Origin of the sequence: Nocardia sp. AB354 (assembly GCF_049538315.1) — a bacterium.
Lineage (GTDB): Bacteria > Actinomycetota > Actinomycetes > Mycobacteriales > Mycobacteriaceae > Nocardia > Nocardia nova.
In genome coordinates, this window is sequence record NZ_JBMVFU010000004.1 from 65,475 (window position 1) to 84,970 (window position 19,496).

Annotated in this window: 18 protein-coding genes and 1 pseudogene; 9 read left to right on the forward strand and 10 right to left on the reverse strand. The window is 67.6% G+C overall.

What is annotated here, in order from left to right; all coding sequences use genetic code 11:
- Positions 1-101 precede the first annotated feature (101 nt).
- Complete coding sequence (locus tag ACPCUW_RS07145; RefSeq protein WP_030514310.1) at positions 102-551, reverse strand: hypothetical protein; 450 nt, start codon at positions 549-551, stop codon at positions 102-104.
- Positions 552-819: 268 nt separating this feature from the next.
- Between ACPCUW_RS07145 and ACPCUW_RS07150 the strand changes: the two genes are divergently transcribed.
- From ACPCUW_RS07150 to ACPCUW_RS07160, 3 genes and pseudogenes are all read left to right on the forward strand, one after another.
- Positions 820-2,157 carry a hypothetical protein gene (locus ACPCUW_RS07150; protein WP_082856777.1) on the forward strand — a complete coding sequence of 446 codons (1,338 nt, stop codon included), beginning with the start codon at positions 820-822 and terminating at the stop codon, positions 2,155-2,157.
- Between the two features lie 92 nt (positions 2,158-2,249).
- On the forward strand, positions 2,250-3,509 hold the full coding sequence (locus tag ACPCUW_RS07155; RefSeq protein WP_423424249.1) for a pyridoxal phosphate-dependent aminotransferase: 1,260 nt from the start codon (positions 2,250-2,252) through the stop codon (positions 3,507-3,509).
- A gap of 532 nt (positions 3,510-4,041) precedes the next feature.
- A pseudogene (locus ACPCUW_RS07160) lies at positions 4,042-5,265 on the forward strand (YibE/F family protein); the annotation flags it as partial.
- Between the two features lie 575 nt (positions 5,266-5,840).
- Here the strand turns inward: ACPCUW_RS07160 and ACPCUW_RS07165 are convergent.
- The gene (locus tag ACPCUW_RS07165) at positions 5,841-7,043 is read right to left on the reverse strand and encodes an MFS transporter (RefSeq protein WP_423424069.1); all 1,203 of its coding nucleotides are present in this window, start codon (positions 7,041-7,043) and stop codon (positions 5,841-5,843) included.
- 102 nt (positions 7,044-7,145) lie between these two features.
- On the reverse strand, positions 7,146-7,736 hold the full coding sequence (locus ACPCUW_RS07170) for a TetR/AcrR family transcriptional regulator (RefSeq protein ID WP_423424070.1): 591 nt from the start codon (positions 7,734-7,736) through the stop codon (positions 7,146-7,148).
- A 67-nt stretch (positions 7,737-7,803) separates the two neighbouring features.
- On the opposite strand from ACPCUW_RS07170, the gene ACPCUW_RS07175 reads away from it, so the two are divergent.
- Positions 7,804-8,643, forward strand: a complete 840-nt coding sequence (locus tag ACPCUW_RS07175; RefSeq protein ID WP_423424071.1) for an SDR family NAD(P)-dependent oxidoreductase — start codon at positions 7,804-7,806, stop codon at positions 8,641-8,643.
- A 127-nt stretch (positions 8,644-8,770) separates the two neighbouring features.
- Positions 8,771-9,199, forward strand: a complete 429-nt coding sequence (locus tag ACPCUW_RS07180) for a hypothetical protein (RefSeq protein WP_064907133.1) — start codon at positions 8,771-8,773, stop codon at positions 9,197-9,199.
- Between the two features lie 87 nt (positions 9,200-9,286).
- Here ACPCUW_RS07180 and ACPCUW_RS07185 read toward each other — a convergent pair whose 3' ends face one another.
- On the reverse strand, positions 9,287-9,979 hold the full coding sequence (locus tag ACPCUW_RS07185) for a helix-turn-helix transcriptional regulator (protein WP_423424072.1): 693 nt from the start codon (positions 9,977-9,979) through the stop codon (positions 9,287-9,289).
- Positions 9,980-10,113: 134 nt separating this feature from the next.
- On the opposite strand from ACPCUW_RS07185, the gene ACPCUW_RS07190 reads away from it, so the two are divergent.
- A complete protein-coding gene (locus ACPCUW_RS07190) occupies positions 10,114-10,638 on the forward strand; it encodes a DUF2231 domain-containing protein (protein WP_423424073.1) in 525 nt (174 codons plus the stop codon).
- A gap of 28 nt (positions 10,639-10,666) precedes the next feature.
- Complete coding sequence (locus tag ACPCUW_RS07195) at positions 10,667-11,098, forward strand: hypothetical protein (RefSeq protein ID WP_423424074.1); 432 nt, start codon at positions 10,667-10,669, stop codon at positions 11,096-11,098.
- Between the two features lie 26 nt (positions 11,099-11,124).
- Here ACPCUW_RS07195 and ACPCUW_RS07200 read toward each other — a convergent pair whose 3' ends face one another.
- From ACPCUW_RS07200 to ACPCUW_RS07215, 4 genes are all read right to left on the reverse strand, one after another.
- Positions 11,125-11,613 (reverse strand): LOG family protein, encoded by a 489-nt coding sequence (locus tag ACPCUW_RS07200; protein ID WP_423424075.1) that lies wholly within the window; start codon positions 11,611-11,613, stop codon positions 11,125-11,127.
- 56 nt (positions 11,614-11,669) lie between these two features.
- Positions 11,670-12,080, reverse strand: coding sequence for a hypothetical protein (locus tag ACPCUW_RS07205; protein ID WP_146100749.1), 411 nt, complete (start codon positions 12,078-12,080; stop codon positions 11,670-11,672).
- 130 nt (positions 12,081-12,210) lie between these two features.
- Positions 12,211-13,599: an Hsp70 family protein gene (locus tag ACPCUW_RS07210; protein ID WP_218399507.1), complete on the reverse strand. Its 1,389-nt coding sequence runs from the start codon at positions 13,597-13,599 to the stop codon at positions 12,211-12,213.
- Positions 13,600-13,749: 150 nt separating this feature from the next.
- Positions 13,750-15,072, reverse strand: a complete 1,323-nt coding sequence (locus ACPCUW_RS07215; RefSeq protein WP_030514296.1) for a UDP-glucose dehydrogenase family protein — start codon at positions 15,070-15,072, stop codon at positions 13,750-13,752.
- A 124-nt stretch (positions 15,073-15,196) separates the two neighbouring features.
- Between ACPCUW_RS07215 and ACPCUW_RS07220 the strand changes: the two genes are divergently transcribed.
- Complete coding sequence (locus ACPCUW_RS07220; protein ID WP_245925759.1) at positions 15,197-15,733, forward strand: YdcF family protein; 537 nt, start codon at positions 15,197-15,199, stop codon at positions 15,731-15,733.
- A 37-nt stretch (positions 15,734-15,770) separates the two neighbouring features.
- Here the strand turns inward: ACPCUW_RS07220 and ACPCUW_RS07225 are convergent, their stop codons facing one another.
- Positions 15,771-16,823, reverse strand: coding sequence for a hypothetical protein (locus ACPCUW_RS07225; RefSeq protein WP_423424076.1), 1,053 nt, complete (start codon positions 16,821-16,823; stop codon positions 15,771-15,773).
- A 138-nt stretch (positions 16,824-16,961) separates the two neighbouring features.
- On the opposite strand from ACPCUW_RS07225, the gene ACPCUW_RS07230 reads away from it, so the two are divergent.
- Positions 16,962-18,605 (forward strand): purine-cytosine permease family protein, encoded by a 1,644-nt coding sequence (locus tag ACPCUW_RS07230; RefSeq protein WP_423424077.1) that lies wholly within the window; start codon positions 16,962-16,964, stop codon positions 18,603-18,605.
- A gap of 179 nt (positions 18,606-18,784) precedes the next feature.
- Here the strand turns inward: ACPCUW_RS07230 and dcd are convergent, their stop codons facing one another.
- A complete protein-coding gene (gene dcd, locus ACPCUW_RS07235; protein WP_030514292.1) occupies positions 18,785-19,384 on the reverse strand; it encodes a dCTP deaminase in 600 nt (199 codons plus the stop codon).
- Positions 19,385-19,496 lie beyond the last annotated feature (112 nt).

The window sequence follows — 19,496 nt, forward strand, 5'->3', positions numbered from 1 at the left end:
CTGTTCCGGATGTGATTGTATCCACGTTCCGAATCCGGGTCCGCCCCCGACAGGCAACGAGGCGGACCCGGATCGGCAGCGGCGAGGACCGGTCTGCGGGTTCAGTCCTCGCCGCCTCTTCCCACCGCCAGCGCCGTCGTGACGACTATCGAAAGGGGTGGAAGTTCCAGGTCGGGCCCCGGCGGCACGATCCAGTGACAACCCTCGCGGGTCCATCGGCCCAGGCTGGTGGGCATCATGATCTCGCCGCCGTCGGCCGGGATGCCGATATCGAGACGCTGCAGAATCTCCGCGATCTGCCCACCGGGCCGGCTGTCGGGAAATACGAGAAAGCTCCAGCGCGCGCGCCGGGCCAGCACCGGCCCGCACCCGCCGTGTTCGGTCAGCGATCGGCACACCGCTTCGGCGCGGTCGGCCGGCAGATGCACGACACCGACGGCGCCGGTCACCGGCAGCGTGACGAATCCCCCACGCTGGATACATGTCAGACCGGCGTGATGCCGATAGAACATCACCCAATCGTCGGCGGTTCTGAGCTTCTCGACGTTCACAGTTTCCCGACCTTCACGGCGACTCTCTCGATATCTTCAAGGCTCCCGCCACTGCGACGTCCCCGAAACGCCCCCACACGCGCCCTGCACTGCCCTTTCACTGCCCAAACCGCCGGGACCAGCCAATTCCCCTGTACCAGCTCGGTTTCGGTTGTGGCCGTGATCACCGTCCGCTCGTACTCTGGAGACCAGTTCGCGCGGAAGGGATGACATCGTGGTCCGGCAGTGGTCAGGTAAGGAAGCCCGCGCCCTCCGCGATGCCAAACGCATGAGCATCAGGGAGTTCGCGGCCCATCTCGGTGTACACGAACGCCTGGTGTCGAAATGGGAGGCTGGCGGTGCCCGGGTGCATCCGCGCCCGGTCAACCAGGCCGCGCTGGACACATCACTCGCCAGGTCCGACGAAGTCGTGCGGGCACGGTTCGCGGCCATGATCGATCAGCCCGTCATCGATCGGCCGGAACCGGAATTCGAGGTGCGTCAAGGTCATTCGACGCGCAGCAAGTATTCGAGCGACGCGGAACTTTTGGCACTCGTAGACGCAGGTGCGATGAGAGGTGATGCGTTAGCCGAGATTTCGGAGAGGGATCTGATCATGGCGGCTGCCCACGAAGCCAGCGAGCACGCCGGTCGCGCCGAGGCGAGTAACGTCGGCGCCTCCGCGCTGGAACAGCTCGACGCCGATGCCACCCGCATCGCCAGAGAGTATGTCCACGTGCCGCCGGTTCCGATGATGGTGGAGATGCTGCGGGTGCGCCGGCGGGTGTACCGGCTGCTCGAAGGCCACCAGAAGCCCGCGGACACAAGCCATTTGTATCTGCTGGCCGGAACGCTGTCGGGTCTGCTGGCCAACGCCAGTACCGATCTCGGACATCTCGACGCCGCCGGAGAACAGGCCCGTGCGGCCTGGGCCTATGCGGAACTGTGCGGCCACAACGGATTACGCGCGTGGACGCGCGGCATGCAGGCGCTGATCGAATACTGGTCCGAGCGGCCGCGCCGGGCGGTGGCACTCGCGCAGAACGGTCAGCAGTACGCCGACTCGGTGACCGCGAAGGTCCGGCTGCACAACATCGAGGCGCGCATCTGGTCCAAACTCGGCAGCGCCGCGGACGCCGAACGCTGCATCCGCGCCGCCGAGGCCGCACGCGCGGGCACCGGCACCGACGAACTGCACGACGAGACCGGCGGTGTCTTCGGCTTCCCGGAGGCCAAGAGTCATTACTACGCCGGCGCCACCTACATCCATCTCGGCCAGGCCGAACCGGCCCTGGCCGAAACCCAGCGCACCATCGAGTTGTACAGCGGCGGCCCCCGCGAACAGCGGTCGTACGGAGCCGAGGCGCTCGCGCGGGTCGACAACGCGGCGGCCCAGCTGATCAACGGCAGTCTCGACGGCGCCGGCGACGCACTGAGTCCGGTACTCGAACTCTCCGAGGATCGCCGCATCGCCCAACTCGAGGAGCGGCTCACCGGACTGCGCCGGCGCATCGCCACTCCCCGCTTCCGCGACGCGGTCGAGGCGCGCCGTCTGGACGAACGGATCGAGGAGTTCTGCGGCACCACGGTCGCCACCGGGATGCTGCCGGCCAATCCGCCGACCTGAGCGGCGGGCGCGGCGGCCCCGATGTGACCGGCGCAACGCCGATACGGCGCGGGGGCGATGCCTCGGATATGCAGTTGCGGGGCGGTGGCACCATTGAACAGGTGAGCCCTACCAGTCAGTCACCGCATCAGCCGCCCCGGATTCTGGAGCAGTCCCTGAAGCTCCAGAACGTTCTCTACGAAATCCGTGGGCCGGTGCACGCACATGCGGCACGACTGGAGGCCGAGGGCCATCGCATCCTGAAGCTGAACATCGGCAACCCGGCGCCGTTCGGTTTCGACGCCCCCGATGTGATCATGCGCGACATGATCGCCGCGCTGCCGTACGCGCAGGGCTACTCCGAATCCAAGGGCATCCTGCCCGCGCGCCGCGCGATCGTGACCCGGTACGAGCTGGTCCCCGGCTTCCCCGAATTCGACGTGGACGACGTCTACCTGGGCAACGGCGTCTCCGAACTGATCACGATGACGATGCAGGCGCTGCTCGACAGCGGCGACGAGGTGCTCATCCCCGCACCGGACTATCCGCTGTGGACCGCCATGACCAGTCTCGCCGGCGGCACCGCCGTGCATTACCTGTGCGACGAGTCCAACGGCTGGCAGCCGGATGTGGCCGATATCGAATCGAAGATCACCGACAAGACCAAGGCCCTGCTGGTGATCAACCCGAACAACCCTACCGGCGCGGTGTACTCGTCGGAGGTGCTGCAGCAGCTGGTGGACCTCGCTCGTAAACATCAGCTGTTGCTGCTCGCCGACGAGATCTACGACAAGATCCTCTACGACGACACCAAGCACATCTCGCTCGCCAGCCTGGCTCCCGACCTGCTGTGCCTCACCTTCAACGGCCTCTCCAAGGCCTATCGCGTGGCCGGATACCGGTCCGGCTGGCTGGTCATCACCGGCCCCAAGGAACACGCGGCCGGATTCCTCGAGGGCATCGACCTGCTGGCCTCCACCCGGCTGTGCCCGAACGTGCCCGCTCAGCACGCGATTCAGGTGGCGCTCGGCGGCTATCAGAGCATCGAGGATCTGATCCTGCCCGGCGGGCGGCTGCTCGAGCAGCGCGATGTGGCGTGGGAGAAGCTCAATATGATCCCCGGCGTCTCGTGCGTGAAGCCGAAGGGCGCGCTGTACGCGTTCCCGCGGCTGGATCCCGAGGTGCACGACATCCGCGACGACGGAAAACTGGTGCTCGACCTGCTGCTTCAGGAGAAGATTCTGATGGTGCAGGGCACCGGCTTCAACTGGCCGCAGCACGATCACCTGCGCATCGTGACGCTGCCGTGGGCCCGGGATCTGGCCGTGGCGATCGAGCGCTTCGGCAATTTCCTCTCCAGCTACCGCCAGTAATCGGGGCCGGGACGTACCAAAACAAACCGGGAGTTTGGAAAAGTAGGTTTTTGAAGACTTTACTGGCGCAAACTTCGAACTTTTGTGTACAGTAGTCCTCGGCACTCACAGTGCCCGGCCGAGCCGCCTACCCCCCCTGGGCCGCTCGGCCCTGGATTCGACCGCCTACCCCCCCTGGGCCGTCGGATCCCTTTCGGGCGGCGGAGACATCCCCCTGCTCTCCGCCGCCCGCTCCCCCTGTACCGCCTCTCCGAGTATTCAGGCCAGATTCAGGTGCGGGATTCTTTGCGTTGGCGGCCAGCGGATGATCGATCGGTCGAGTTAGCCCGTGCCCGGTGAGTTACCCATGTTCTTGCGTGATCAGGCGTATGGTTGCACCGCTGATTTCGGGTGCACCGGTAGCTGGTGGGAACGAGCCGCCGCGCCTTGTTGGGCCCGACTACGTTCACGAGCACGCGCCTTAATCCGGCCAAAGCACGCAGAGACGTAGTACGCGCTGCTGTTGAAAATAAGTTCCTTTAAGCTCCCTGCGGTGAGCGAGCATCATCATCACCATCATGACCATTCCGGGCCCATTGCTATCGGGGCTACGGCGGCTCGGGTGGTGGTGGGGGTGCTCACCGCGATCGGGGTGATCGTCGTGATCGCCATGATCTGGTTGTGGCCCAGTCGGCAGCATGTGGATATTCCGTTGCCGATGCAGAACGGTGGCGGCGGGGCGGTGCAGACCGAGGCCGGGACCGTGGCGATGCAGGATATGGGGCCGTGCGGGAGTCCGTCGAACGGACGCGCGTTTCCCGATACTCCGCAACCACCGCCGACCAATGCCTACACCTGCCAGCGCAGTCTGGTCTCGATCGAATCGGGGCCGAACAAAGGCAGCCGTACGCTGCTCGAAATCGCGCCGGGGCCGGGACAACCCGATTTGCATGCCGGAGACCACATTCGGCTGGTTCGCCAGGACGACCCGAGCGGAACCACCATCTATTCCTTCGACGACTATTCGCGCGGCATGCCCCTGCTGCTGATCACGCTCGTCTTCGTGGTGGTGATCGTCGCGGTGGCGCGGTGGCGCGGTTTGCGCGCGGTGCTCGGCCTGGTGTTCGCCTTCGGGGTGCTGGTCGTATTCCTGCTGCCCGCACTGCTCGACGGGAAGCCCGCGCTGCCGGTTGCCCTCGTCTCGGGAGCGCTGATTCTCTACGCGGTCCTCTATCTGGCGCACGGCGTCAATCTGCGGACCAGTTCGGCGCTGCTGGGCACACTGAGCGCGATGGTGCTCGCGGCGGTGCTGTCGTGGGTCGCGCTGGAGGTGACGAATCTGACCGGATTGTCCGAGGAGCAGAACACCAACGTCGCCACCTATATCCAGCACGTCAGCATTACCGGCCTGCTGCTCGCGGGCTTCATCATCGGCTCCCTCGGTGTGCTCAACGATGTCACCATCACCCAGGCCTCGGCCGCTTTCGAACTCGCCGCACTCGACGAAGAGGCAACGCGGCGTGAGGTTTTCGCGGCCGCCATGCGCGTCGGCCGCGACCACATCGCCAGCACGGTGTACACCCTGGTCCTGGCCTACGCCGGCGGCGCGCTGCCGCTGCTGCTGATGTTCTCCGTCGCCGGGCGCTCCATCAGCGACGTGCTCACCGGTGATGCGGTGGCCATCGAAATCACCCGATCCGCGGTCGGCGGCATCTGCCTCGCACTGTCGGTGCCCTTGACCACCGCCATCGCGGTCCTGCTGGCCCGCCCCTTCGGGCAACGCGCCGGCTTCGACGACTACGAGCCCGAACCCGAACCCCGCCGTGCCGTTGCCACGGACCGGCGCCGGGCGGAGAGTGCGGCCGAAACCACCGGCAGCCACCGCCGCGTCGCCGCGCGTGACGAGACCGCAGGAAGTCGGCGCGTGCAGGGCCGGGAGAACAGGGCCGGTCACGACCACATCGACCACCGCGGTGGACCGAATACGGGCAGTCACCGCCGCGTCGACGGGCGTCCGGCCGAACCGCCCACCCGTCGCCGCACCGCCCCCTCGCCCGATGCGACCGGGGGCCAACGCCGCGCCGACGCCGGCGGCCACCGGCGCATCGACGATCCCCGGGCCGATACGGGCAGTCACCGGCGCATCGATGATCGCCGGACCGATACGGGCAGTCACCGGCGTATCGACGGCCGCACCGGAGAGCCCACCGGCGGCCACCGGCGCGTCCCGTCCGGCCGCCCTCACGACGACCCCCGGCCGAGCTGGCCCACCCGGCCACCGCGGCCGGATGCCGAGCCATACCCCCGCAACGATCCCCCGCCGCGCAACCGATCCTCTTGGCCCACAACGGGTTACGGGGATTGATCGACGCGCTTTCGACTACCGGCGGTGAGGGTACCTGCCGCCGCGATCGCCAGCGCTGCCATCACCGCCGTAACAGCCCATCCGAACCAGCTCACCGCGGCCGCACCGAAGGCGGTGCCGGCGCTGCCCCCGACGAAATACACGACCATGTAGGCGCTGTTGAACCGGGCGGGTGAGCCCGGGTCGATGGCCAGCACCGTGCTCTGATTGGCGACCTGCGCCGCGAACAGGCCCGCGTCGAACAGACCGAGACAGAGCAGGGCGAGCACCGTATTCGACAGGGCGACAGCGAGTATCACCGCGGCTGTACCGGCGACGACGAGACCCACCAGGATCACACGACGCGCCCCCACCCGATCCGTCCACGCTCCCGCGATGCGCGTCGCGGCGACACCGGCCAGTCCGGCGAACGCGTACAAGCCGATTCGCTCGGACGAGTAGGAGAACGGAGGCTGCGACAAAGCCGCCGCGAGACCGCCCCACACCGTGCAGAAGGCGAAGAACCACAAGGTGCCGCGAAGGGCCGCCGACCCCAGCGACGGACAGCGGGTGAACAGTCCCGGCAGCCCGCGCAGCATCGCCAGATATCCGGAGGCGACCGGGGCGGTTGCGGCGGGCAGTACGACCCGGGCCGCCGCCGCGAGCACCACACACGCCGCCGCGAAGACGAGCAGCATGCCCCGCCAGCCGATGAGGTCGGTGAGCCAACCGCCGACGATTCGCCCGGCCAGGATTCCGGCCGAGATCCCCGCCGTCACGGTTCCCAGCACCGTCGCACGCCGGCTCGGTTCCGCGAAACGCCCTGCCACCGAGCTCATCTGGGCACCTACCGAGGAGGCCGCACCGATCAGGCCGATCACCGGGCCGAGCAACCACACCGCCCCGGCCGCGGCGCCGATCGCCGAGGCCGCGGCGAGCGCGGCGAACTGCAGCGACACCACTGTCCGAGGTGGATACCGGTCCACCAGCGGAACCAGGAGGGCGAGCCCGAGCAGATAGCCGACCGGCCCGCACGCCAGCGCTATCCCCATTTCCGCGACCGACGCGTGCAGCGATCCCGCCACCGCCGCGATCCCCGGCTGCAGTACGTACATGGTCGCGGTGCCGAGCCCGGCCGCCACCGCCATCAGTCCGACGACGGCCGTGCGGAGGACCGGAGCACGGGTGTCGATCAGCAGGTCGTTGTCCATGAACACGACGCTAGGAATCGGTCCCGGCCGGTGCTGGCGCTAATCGGACGCGACCGTCGACGCTTCCCGAGGGAACCGGACGGCCAACTCGTTCAGCGTCGTTCAGTCCGGGAGGAGGCCCATCGCGGTCAGGATTCGGTCCGCATAGCCGGAATCGATGGTCTCCCCACTGACCAGCAGCCGGTAATAGAGGGCGCCGTAGATCAGATCGATGGCGGTGTCGGGGTCGAGACCCGCGGGAAGGCGGCCGGCGGATCGGGCGTCAGCGAGGAGCTCACCCACCTCGGCCCGCCGCCCGGCGATGAACCGATCTCGCAGCGCCGCAGCCAATTCCGGATCGTGCTGCGCGGCGGCGACCAGGGCTACGAAAGGACGTCGCGCGTCGGGATCGCTCATCAAGGTCGCCACGCGGCGGACCGTGGTGCGCAGACGGGTCAGGGCATCCCCCTCAGCGGGGACGCTCATCCGGTCCGCGAAGGCGTCGGTGAACGCATCCATCAGGACGGCCGCCTTGGTGGGCCACCAGCGGTAGATGGTGTTTTTGCTGACCCCGGCGTGGGCGGCGATCTCGTCCACACTCAGGCCCGGCAGGCCGCGGTCGGTCAGCAGGTCGCGGGCCGCCTCCAGCACCGCGCGCCTGGATCGTTCACTGCGCGGCCGGCCCGGACCGCGCGACTGTTTCACCTCGACCATGGCGCAAGTCTAACCTTTTGGATACGATACGAGCAGTATCCTAATTAACCGCAGGTGAGGACATTCGATGGCGACAGACAAGGTGTGGCTGATAACAGGGGCCTCCTCCGGATTCGGATTGGCACTGACTCGTGCGATCGCGTCCGCCGGGGGCCGGATCGCGGCGACGGCCCGCGACCCTCAGCGCGCGCAGGCCCTGCGAGAACTGGCGGACGAGCATCCCGGGCGAATCCTGCTGACCCCGCTGGACGTCACCGACGCCGAGCAGTCCCGGAAGGCGATCGCGCAGGCGAAGCAGGCCTTCGGCCGGATCGACGTGGTCGTGAACAACGCCGGCTACGGGGTGTTCGGTGCGCTGGAAGAGATTCCGGACAGCGAAGTGCGCGCGGTATTCGAAACCAATGTGTTCGGATCGCTCAACGTCGTGCGCGCCGCACTGCCGGTATTGCGCGAGCAGAAGGGCGGCCACCTCGTGCAGATCTCGTCGGTAGCCGGTGTGGCCGCGCCGTCGCCGGGCCTGGGCCTTTATGCCGCAACGAAATTCGCCGTCGAGGGTATGAACGAGGGGCTGCTCCGGGAGGTCGCCCATCTCGGCATCGATGTGACCATCGTCGAGCCCGGTATGTTCGGCACCGGTTTCGTTGCGTCGCTGGGGATTACGCCTGTCACGCATCCCGACTACGACGCCAGTGTCCGAGCGGCCTTCGACCGTTTGTCCACCCTGGACCCGAGCGTCTACGGCGATCCCGACGATGCCGCGCAGCAGATCATCGCGGCCGTCGAATCGCCCACACCTCCGCTGCGGCTACCGATCGGCCGGGACGCGATCACCGCGATCCGCGCCGAACTGACCGCCGAACTCGCCGCCCTCGACGCGCTGGACAGCGCCGCGGCGGCCGGCCGCTGATGCCGCACCGGATCGCGACGCCTCCCCGCGGGTTCGATCGCGGGGTGGCAGGCACGCGCGAATACCGCTAAGGTCGGTGCGTTCCACCGGCACGGTGCCGGGGGAATCTTCAACGGGGTTGGGCCGCATGGCATTCCGTAAATCGACGATCCAGAAACAGCTGGCCGAGAAGCTGGTCGAATTCGCCCCGCCGGGTGAGCAGATGCAGCTCGCCTTCCAGGCGATCACCGGCCCGAGCCCGTGGGTGGACGACCTGCCCTACGTGCGGTTCGCGATGCTGTTCGTGCGCAAGTACTACTTCGTCGTGCTGACCAATACATCGGTCGTCATCGTCGAGGCCAACAAGTGGACGGGCCGGCCCGCGAACCTGGTGTGCGCCGAGCATTTCAGCACGGCCATGTTCACGGAGATGAAGATCAACCCGCTGTGGTCGAAGGTGTACTACCGCATGCCGCACACCGGAGCCCCCGAGCGCCTCAACGTGCATCGCCGCTGGCGCGAGGAACTCGACGCACTGGTGTCGCGACTCCCGCAGTTGGCCAACCTGGCCGCCTGAGAGCAGATCGGCTCATCGTGATGGCCGGCCGAAGTCTTCGCCGGCCATCACGCCCGGTTGCCCACCACAGCCTCGTCCCGCCCACACCTACTGCGCGGGGCGGAGTTCCACGCAGCATTCGCCGGCGGTCGGCGCGAGTACCGCTTCGATCGCCTCGGCTTTCAGGCCCGTGAGCACCCCGCGCAGGTAGGCGTGGTTGAGGCCGCAGACCAGGCCGGGGGCTTGGGTGGAGAGGGGGTGGAAGGGGCAGTTGCGCAGGCGTAGGCAGTTCAGCGGGTCGCGGCTGGGTTCGAAGCCCTGGTCGGACAGGATCGCCTGCACCACCGTCAGGGCGCGCTCGACGCCGAGGCGGCCGGGGCGTAGGCGCTCGCGGGCGTTGTGGCCCAAGGCGTTTCCGCGTTCGGCCGCAACTCGTTCGGCGGCGTCGCGGGCCGTTTCGCCCGTACTCTCGGCCAGCACCGCATCCATCAGGATTTCGGCCAGCACTTCGTGGCGGCGTTCGGGGATGTTCACCCGCACTTCGGCGGCGGTGGGCTCGTACACCTTGGGAGCGCGGCCGACCCGGCGCAGGCCGCCGGTCTGTTCGTAACGCGCCTGGAGGAGTCCGGCGGCGACGAGTTTGTCCAGATGAAACGCTGCCAGCTTCCGCGAGATCCCGACCTGTTCGGCCGCTTCGTCACGAGTCACGGGCCGCCGGGCGCCGCGAATGAATCTGTACATGCCGCGCCGCAGGTCATCATCGAGCACCGCGACCGCACCGATCGCCGAATCGCTGGTCATTCGACCACAATAACGCCGAATCCATTGGGTCGAAAGATCGATGGCACCGATTCACATGCGGTGTATTGACCGTCGCCACAGTTTCGCCAATACTTATTGGCGAAACTGAACCTCGACCGAGGGAGAGTGGAGCCATGGCCGGTGATGTCGCAGCCGGAGATATGGAGCAGGCCAAACAACCCGTCAGCGCCGCACTGGCCGGGCCGTACGGGCATCCGTTCCACCCGATCCTGGTGACGGTGCCGATCGGGGCGTGGGTCGCGAGTCTCGTCTTCGACATCGGCTCCCACATCGTCGACGACCCGCAGTTTCTGGCCCGCGGGGCCGAATGGCTGGTGGCGATCGGCGTGCTCGGCGCGTTGGCCGCCGCCTCGATCGGCTTTCTGGACCTGTTCGCCATCCCGTCCGGCACGCCCGCGTTCCGCACCGGGCTGATCCACATGAGCCTGAACCTGATCATCACCGTCGCCTATGCACTGAACTTCTGGTGGCGGACCGCGGCCGGCACCGATCGCGCGACACCCGTCGGGCCCCTGGTCTTGTCGATCGCATCCCTGCTCGTGCTGGGCATATCCGGATATCTCGGCGGCAAACTCGCCTACCGCTACGGCGTCCGGGTCGTCGGCGAAAGCACCCAGGCCACCGGCTACCGCCGCTGACCTTCCCTTCTCACACTCGGGAGTCATCATGGGCATCGCAGCTCTGATCCTCTGGCTGCTCACCGCGGGCGGAGGGTTCTTCCTGCTGGCCACCTGGATCGCCAAAGGCGGTGTGCGACAACCGGGTTCCAGTCATCTGCCGCCGCCGGTGGTCTTCGGGCACTTCCTGCTCGCCGTGGCCGGTCTGGTGATGTGGATCGTCTATCTCGTGATCGACAACGACGCCTTGGCCTGGGTCGGATTCGGACTGCTCGTTCCGGTCGCGCTGCTCGGATTCGTGATGCTGTTGCGCTGGCTGCCCGTCTACCGCGCCCGCACCACCGGGCAGGTGACCGCACCCGAGGCCGGGGATCCCGCCGAGCGGCATTTCCCGGTGGCGATCGTCGGCGGGCACGGCGTCCTGGCCGTCGCGACTCTCGTACTCGTGCTGCTCACGGCTCTCGGCGTCGGCGGGAGCTAGCTTCGCGCCCTGAGGCGAGCCCGGCGTCAGCCGGCGGGTCGAGCACCGGCCACGGCGAATGCGACCGCCTCGGCCGCATTCGCCGCCCGGTGACTCCCCTCGACGGTCTCGCCCTCCGCATCGAGGATCTGCCATCCGCCGATCGACACCACCGGCACGCCCCCACGTCGATTCGCCAGGGCCAGCTCCGACAGCGTTCCCCAGGAACCGCCCACCACGACCACCGCATCCGCCGACGAGATCAGAATCGCGTTCCGCGCCTCGCCCATATTCGTGTACAGGACGGCGGAGAGTCCGGCACCCACACCTGCTCGGCCGGTGTCCGGCCGTACTCCGATCACCAGGCCGCCTTCGGCCGACGCGCCCTCGGCGACCGCCGCCATCACCCCGGTTCCGCCGCCGCACAACACGACCACGCCGGCCCGAGCCAGCAGCCGGCCGACCTCCCGCGCGGTAGCGGCCTCGGCGTTCGTGCAGTCGCGCGGCCCGCAGACCGCGATCTGGACAGGGGGCATCTCGCACACTCCTCGGACCAGCCGATAGGTGATGATCAGGCTGATCCGGTCCGATGTCACCGCCCGCGATGCGCGTTGAGCGACAGGCCGAGTCCGGCGACGGTGAGGCCCAGCAGACCGAAGACCGGTTGCAGCCAGAAGAACTGGCCGATGATTATCGGCTGCACCGCGACCCAGCCGACCAGTAGCGCACCGCTGCACACCGCCATCGCGGCCGCCCGATGATCGTTTCGAATGACCGCGGCGGCCGTCGCCGCCATCGGAACCGCCACGAGCAGACCGAGGAGCACGGCTGCGAGAACCGGACTGTGCAGAGGCAATCGCGCCTCGACAGCGGCACCGAGGTCGGCACCGCCACCGGCGAGACCGATGGCCCCGGCCAGGGCCCAGAACGCGATGAATGCTGCCACGCCCGCGAGCACCGCGCGAGTCAGCCGGATCGTCTTGACCTCGGTGGAAATCGTCATCGTTCGACAGTGCCCGGTCGGGCACCGGTTGGGGCAGGGCCGAAGGTCGTTGCTTTGCCAGGCCCTCGGCCGAATCGAGGCTCATCACGGACCCGGCCTCGTCAGCCCCACACCTCGGCGCGGTCCGGACCTACTGCCGCGGCGGGAACGGTGGCAGCAGCGGCGGAATGGTCGGCACCACGATCGGCGGCAGGCCGGGGACGACGATGGTCGGGGGTCCCGGGGGCGCGGCCGAGGTGGTGGTGGTCGGCGCCTGCCAGTTGGGAGTGGGCGCGGCCACCGAGGCGTTGGTGGCATCGGTGGTCGGCGCGACCGAGGGGTCCGCGGAGGCGCGGGGCGGAGCGTCGGGCACCGAACTGGGGGCTGAGGTGTTGCTCTGGGAATCACCGCGGAGAACCGATTGGCCCCAGCCGAGACCGATCCCGAGCGCCGCGACGACGACCAGCGCACCGACCGCCACCCCGGCCACGCTCAACTCCCGGCGGCGACCGGCATCGACGGCGCCGACCTTGCCGCCGAGTGCGCTCTTGCCGCGCGCCTTGTTGCGTTTGCGGGCGCGTCGCAGCGCATCCTCGGACAACCACACCGGCGCCAATTGCACGGTGTCGTCGGCGGATCCGGGCCCGGGCGCCTGCGGGACGGGTGCGGGTGCGGCCACCTGGGCCGGGCGGGCGAGCAGCGCCGCGCCGCGCACGATCACGGTCTCCGGATCGGCGGGCACCAGCACGGGCATGCCCATCCACCGCTCCAGAATGCGCGCGATCAGCGGGATCCGGGCACACCCACCGATCACGAAGACCGCCTGCACGGCCTGTTCGGAGCGCATCATCACATCGCGGGTCATGCGGGCCGACGATTCGACGGCGAGCATGATCAGCGCTTCGAAGTTCTCCTGCGACAACAGCACCAGGCCGTGCTCGGACGGGACCGCGACCGCCGTGGTGCTCGACAGCTGTTCCTTGGCCTGCCGGCATACGCCGTCCAGGGCCGCCAAACCCTGTGCGGTGGGCGGATGTTCGATCCGGCCGGAAGCGATCTGCTGTTCACGGATCAGCGAATCCAGATAGTCGCCGCTGATGTCGCTGGTGCGCTCGCTGTGACTCACCTTTCCGGATTCCACGTCGATCACACTGACCGAGAGCCCGGAACTGCCGAGGTCGTAGAGCGCGACCGTGCGATAACCCTGCAGTTCACCGGTGGCGCGCAGGAATTCCCGCGCCGCCGCGACTTCGGGCACGAGTTCGTAGTTGGTGAGCTGACGGCGGGCGAGGGCGCCCCGCAGCGTGCGCGCGTGTTGTTCGTTGCGATAGGCCAGCGCGGTCGCGGCGATCTCCGGCGCGGAACCGAAGACGGCGCCGACGGTTTCGGCGGCCACATCGTCCATGGACTGCTGTTCGGCGACCGGCATCGCCTGGACGTCGAAGGCGGTGGAGACGAATCGTTCGGCGGAATTACCGGGATGTGGGATCGCGACGCGAATGGCGCCGGCCCCCACCGAAACTCCCAGTACCGAACTCATCTGCCGCCCATCTCGTTTCACGCTTCACGACCGGTACGCCCGACCGCCGCCCCCACGGCCTGCGCTGGGCCGTGCGAGCGAAGCCGGGCCGCTGTGCGGGCCCGATGCTCATGCCGCAGGGCGCCGCCACTCTACCTGGCTCCCGCCACCCTACGACGTGCCGAGTCCCGCGTACACCCATCCCGCGGCGGTCCACTCGGCGCGCTCGAGACAGTTGCGACCGTCGATGATGGAACGCCCGCGCACCACCGGCTCGAGGTCGCGCGGCGAGAGTGCGGTGAACTCGTCCCATTCCGTGAGAACCAGCACCACATCCGCTCGATCACAGGCCTCCGCCACCGAGGTCGCGTAGTTCAGCGTGGGAAACACCCGGCGCGAGTTCTCCAGCGCTTTCGGGTCGTAGACGGTGACCACGGCCCCGTGCAGCTGGATCATTCCGGCCACGTTCAGCGCGGGCGAATCGCGCACATCGTCGGATTCCGGTTTGAAGGCCGCACCCAGCACCGCCACATTGGCGCCCAGCAGCGAGCCGCCGCACGCCTTGGCCGCCATATCGACCACCTTGGTGCGCCGGCGCATATTGATGTTGTCGACCTCACGCAGGAACGCGACCGCGTGATCGGCGCCGAGTTCCCCCGCGCGGGCCATGAACGCGCGGATGTCCTTGGGCAGGCAGCCGCCGCCGAAGCCGAGCCCGGCGTTGAGGAAGCGCCGGCCGATGCGGGCGTCGTGACCCAGCGCGTCGGCCAGCATCGTGACATCGGCCCCGGTCGCCTCGCAGACCTCGGAGACCGCGTTGATGAACGAGATCTTCGTGGCCAGGAACGCGTTGGCGGACACCTTCACCAATTCCGCGGTGGCCAGGTCGGTGAGCAGGAACGGCACCTGCGCCGCGATCAGGTCGGCGTAGATCTCGCGCACCTGCGCACGCACCCATTCGGCGCGTTCGCGTTCGGCGTCGACACCGAGGACCAGCCGGTCGGGCCGCAGGGTGTCACGCACCGCGAACCCCTCCCGCAGGAATTCCGGATTCCAGGCGACCTCGACGTCGGTGCGGGCGCGGGCCCGCATCCGGCGGCCCAGTTCCGCGGCCGTGCCGACGGGCACCGTCGACTTGCCGATCAGCACCGACGGCCGCTCCAGCAGCGGCGCCAGCGAATCGGCCACGGCATGGACATATTTCAGGTCCGCGCCGTATTCGCCCTTCTTCTGCGGCGTGCCGACACCGAGGAAATGAGCGTCAGCGTGCGCGGCCGCCTCCTCGTAGGAGGTGGTGAAGCGCAGTCGCCCGGCATCGAGATTGCGGCGCAACACCGCCTCCAGGCCGGGTTCGTAGAACGGCACGACGCCGTCGGACAATTTGGCCACTTTGCCGGGGTCGATATCCACCCCGAGCACCTCGTGACCGAGCTCGGCCATGCAGGCGGCATGGGTGGCTCCCAGATATCCCGTCCCGAATACCGTCAGACGCATAATCGATTGATACGTGCCGGGTATGGCCGGTCCGCGTCCACGAGGCGAGGGCGCAGGCAACAGTGGGTGTACAGGGAGAAACCGTCGCCGATCAGCGCATTCGTCGACCACCTACCATCGCAGGGTGCGAAAAAGGTGGTGGGTGCGCGGTGCGGTGGGGGTCGTGCTCGTGCTCGCCGTCGCGGTGGCGGCGCTGTGGCCGGTGTACGTGCGCCCGCGGACCGACACCCCGCACGCGGCCGATGCCATCCTGGTGCTCGGCGGAGCCCACGACGGCCGCGAGGAGCTGGCGCTGCGCCTGGCCCACGACGGTTACGCCCCGCAGGTGGTGTTCTCCGATCCGTACGACCACTCCCCGCTGATCAACCGAATCTGTCACGGCGGCTACAGCTTCCGGGTGAGCTGCTTCGATCCCGAGCCGCGCACCACACGCGGTGAGGGACGCGAACTGGCCACCCGCGCCGCCCGCGAGAACTGGCGGCGCGTGATCGTGGTGACCTTCACGCCGCACATCTCCCGCGCCCGGTATGTGCTCGGCAAGTGCTGGGGCGGTGAGATTCTCCTCGTCGACGCGCATCCGCACATCGGTGCCGCGCGGTGGGCCTACCAGTACCTGTATCAGTCCTCGGGGTACATCAAAGCCGCATTCGAGGACTGCTGAACCGGTCCGGCATCCGCGGCGGGGCCGGACCGCCACCCTATCGCTCGGTACCGGTAAATCCTTGTGCCGCACCGCTTTCCGGAAGCACAGGCCCCGAATGGCCGGCGATACGCACCCGCTCGTCCATGCGATCGCGGATGTGGCGAACGCGTTCGTCCACGGAGGTCCGCGGCGCGTACGCCGACACCGAGAGGGCATACAGCGCGGCCGCGTCGCCGGACTCCGCCCGCCGTTCCTGCAGTGCCACACCGAGGTCCGTGCCGTATCCCAGGTCGACGGCGGCGCGGTCGGCCCGGTAGTCGATGCGGCGCACGACCGGCACGAGCGCGCAGGCCGCCACCTCCGGAGCGATGCGCAGCAGCAGTGCGGCCGGAAGTCCCACGATCACAGTGGTGGCCGCGATCGCCGGGCAGGCGACCAGCACCCGGCTGACCGCACTCCAGCCGATCCCGCAGATCCGGGCCGCCGGTGGCGTCATCCGCCGCGTCAGCCACGCTCCGACCGCGGCCGGACCCGAGAGCAACACCCGCTCCAGCCATACCAACGGCAGATTGAAATATCGGAATACGAACTGGCACAGCGCTACTCGCCCTTCGGACCGATATCCGAGTTCACGGGCCAGCACCGCTTCGAGTTGCCGTGGGGGCGCACCGAGTACGGCGGAGGGGACCGCGATCATCCGCCGGGGCAGCAGCAATTCGCGCTCGCTCTCCCGGATCCACAGCGAGTGCGAGGAGGAGGCGATGCCGGACCGCCGGGCCACCCGCTCCCACGCCGTCGTCAGCGCGTGCCGCTCGGCGGAGGTGGGCGCACGCACCCCGAAACGTGCCGTCAACCACCGCCGCTCGGCGCCCAGGAAGAACACCACCGCGACGAGTACGCACACCGCCAGCCACGCGATGGCGAGGATGCCGAGGGTGCCGAAGCCCATCGCCAAACCGAGCCCGTAGAGCAGCACCGTGAGAATCGCGGCGGTGGGTGCGGCGGCCAGTACCAGCGCCGTCCAGGAGCGGATCCGGTCGGTCGCGGAGGGCCGGATGGCCGCGCCCGCACCGGGGTCGTTCGCCTTCGCTGTCGAGTCAAAGGTCATGCACCACGGTAAAGGGAGAGCGCAAAACCGCACGTCGCGGAGCGTTACACGGCGGTAACCGAGCGGCAAAACGGACACCACACGGGACCTGCACCCTCGAAAGGCCGCGCCGAGCGCGGAAACGATGAGGAGTAGATCGTGGTTGATGTGCAAACCCGTCCGGCGACCGCTGCCGCCGCGACGAAGGAAACCCTCGAGGACTACACGCTGCGCTTCGCGCCCCGCAGCTACCGCAAATGGAGTCCGGCCGTGGTCGGCGTCTCCGCGCTGGGCGGCATCGCCTATCTCGCGGATTTCTCCATCGGCGCGAACATCGGCATCGCGAACGGCACCGGAAACGCGTTGCTGGGCATCGGAATCTTCGCGATCGTCATCATGATCACCGGATTTCCGCTGGCCTACTACGCCGCCCGCTACAACATCGATCTGGATCTGATCACTCGCGGCAGTGGGTTCGGCTACTACGGTTCGGTGATCACCAACCTGGTGTTCGCCTCGTTCACCTTCATCTTCTTCGCCACCGAGGGCTCGATCATGGCGCAGGGCCTGAATCTGGGCCTGCACATTCCACTGTGGCTGGGTTATCTGCTCTCCACGGTGCTGATTTTCCCGCTGGTCGTCTACGGCATGAATACGCTGGCGAAACTGCAGGTGTGGACGACGCCGCTGTGGCTGTTGCTGATGGTGTTGCCGTTCGCGTTTCTGCTGATCCGCCACCCTGATTCGATCGATTCGTTCTTCGCCTACGGCGGTAAGGACGGTGCGGGAGTGAGCCTTTCCGGTGCGCTGCTGGCCGCCGGCGTCTGTCTCTCACTGATCGCCCAGATCGCCGAGCAGATCGATTATCTGCGGTTCATGCCGCCGAAAACCCCGGAGAACGCGCGCAGATGGTGGGGCTGGATGCTGCTGGCGGGGCCGGGCTGGGTGATCTTCGGTGCCGTCAAACAGGTCGTCGGCCTGTTCCTCGCGGTCTATCTGATCGCGAATCTGCCGGGGGCGCAGGACATCGCGAATCAGCCGGTGCATCAGTTCCTGGAAATCTACCGCGATATGGTTCCGTCCTGGCTGGCGATGACGCTCGCGGTGGTGCTGGTGGTCATCTCACAGATCAAAATCAATGTGACCAACGCGTATTCGGGTTCGCTGGCGTGGACCAACTCGTTCACCCGCGTGACGAAGACCTATCCGGGCCGGCTGGTATTCCTCGGCGTGAACCTGGCGATCGCGCTGATCCTGATGGAAGCCAATATGTTCGACTTCCTCAACGACATCCTCGGCTTCTACGCCAACTGCGGTATCGCCTGGATCGTCACCGTCGCAACGGATATCGCGGTCAACAAGTATCTGCTGAAGCTCTCGCCGAAACAGCCCGAATTCCGGCGCGGCATGCTCTACAACTTCAACCCCGTCGGCCTGGTCGGTTTCGGACTGTCGGCGGTGCTGTCGATCATGACATTCTTCGGTGTGTTCGGCGCGGCGTTGAAACCGTATTCGCCGATCGTCGCCGTCGTGATCGCCTTCGTCGCCACCCCGCTCACCGCCGTCCTCACCAAGGGCAAGTACTACCTGCGCCGGGGCGACGACGGAATCGCGCTGGACATGTTCGACGAACACGGCAACCCCTCGGGTGAAACCCTCACCTGCCACGTCACCGGAATGGACTTCGAACGCCCCGACATGATCGCCTCCGCGGTTCCGGGGCCGGAGGGCGAGATTCAATACATCAGCTCACTGGCACTGTCGACGGATAAATCGGGCGCGCACGTGCTGCCGCCGAGTTAGCCGGATGCCGAGCCGACGAGGTCTTCCGCGGGCCTCGCCGGCTCGTCATGACTTCTTCGCCCCCGATCGGCGTGCTCCGGCCACCGACGGGGTGAACGTATTGTGCAAACCTCGCAGGTTTTGGCGGTTTTCTGGCATTTACGTCGAGGTTTGCACGAAAAGTTCGGGTGCCGGCCCGATCAGGACTCCGCGGGCTGCGGGATCGAATCCTGCGGGAGCGGGAAATTCATGTAGGCGCGCGAGGGGGTCGGCCCGCGCTGACCCTGATATTTCGAGCCGGCCGCCGCGCTGCCGTACGGATGTTCCGAGGGACTGCTCAGGCGGAACAGGCACAGCTGGCCGATCTTCATCCCCGGCCACAGCGTGATCGGCAGATTCGCCACATTCGACAACTCCAGCGTGATGTGCCCGCTGAAACCCGGATCGATGAATCCCGCCGTGGAATGGGTGAGCAGCCCGAGCCGCCCCAGGCTCGATTTACCCTCCAGGCGTCCGGCCAGATCATCGGGCAGGGTGCAGACCTCGAGCGTGGAGCCGAGGACGAATTCACCCGGATGCAGGACGAACGGCTCGCCCTGATCGGGTTCGACCAGAGTGGTCAGCTCGTCCTGGCGTTGCGCGGGATCGATATGGGTGTAGCGGGTGTTGTTGAACACCCGGAACATTCGATCCAGCCGCACATCGATACTCGACGGCTGAACCAATTTCTCGTCGAACGGTTCCAGCCCGAGCCGCCCGGCGGCCAGCTCGGCACGAATGTCGCGATCGGAAAGCAGCACGGCGGTCAGCCTAGTAACCCGTGTTCGCGGGCTCGCAGCCGCACAGCGAGCCGGGATGAAATTCGTCCCATCCGCCGGACCGGTCGACGCGAACTCCTTGTCGCCAACGACG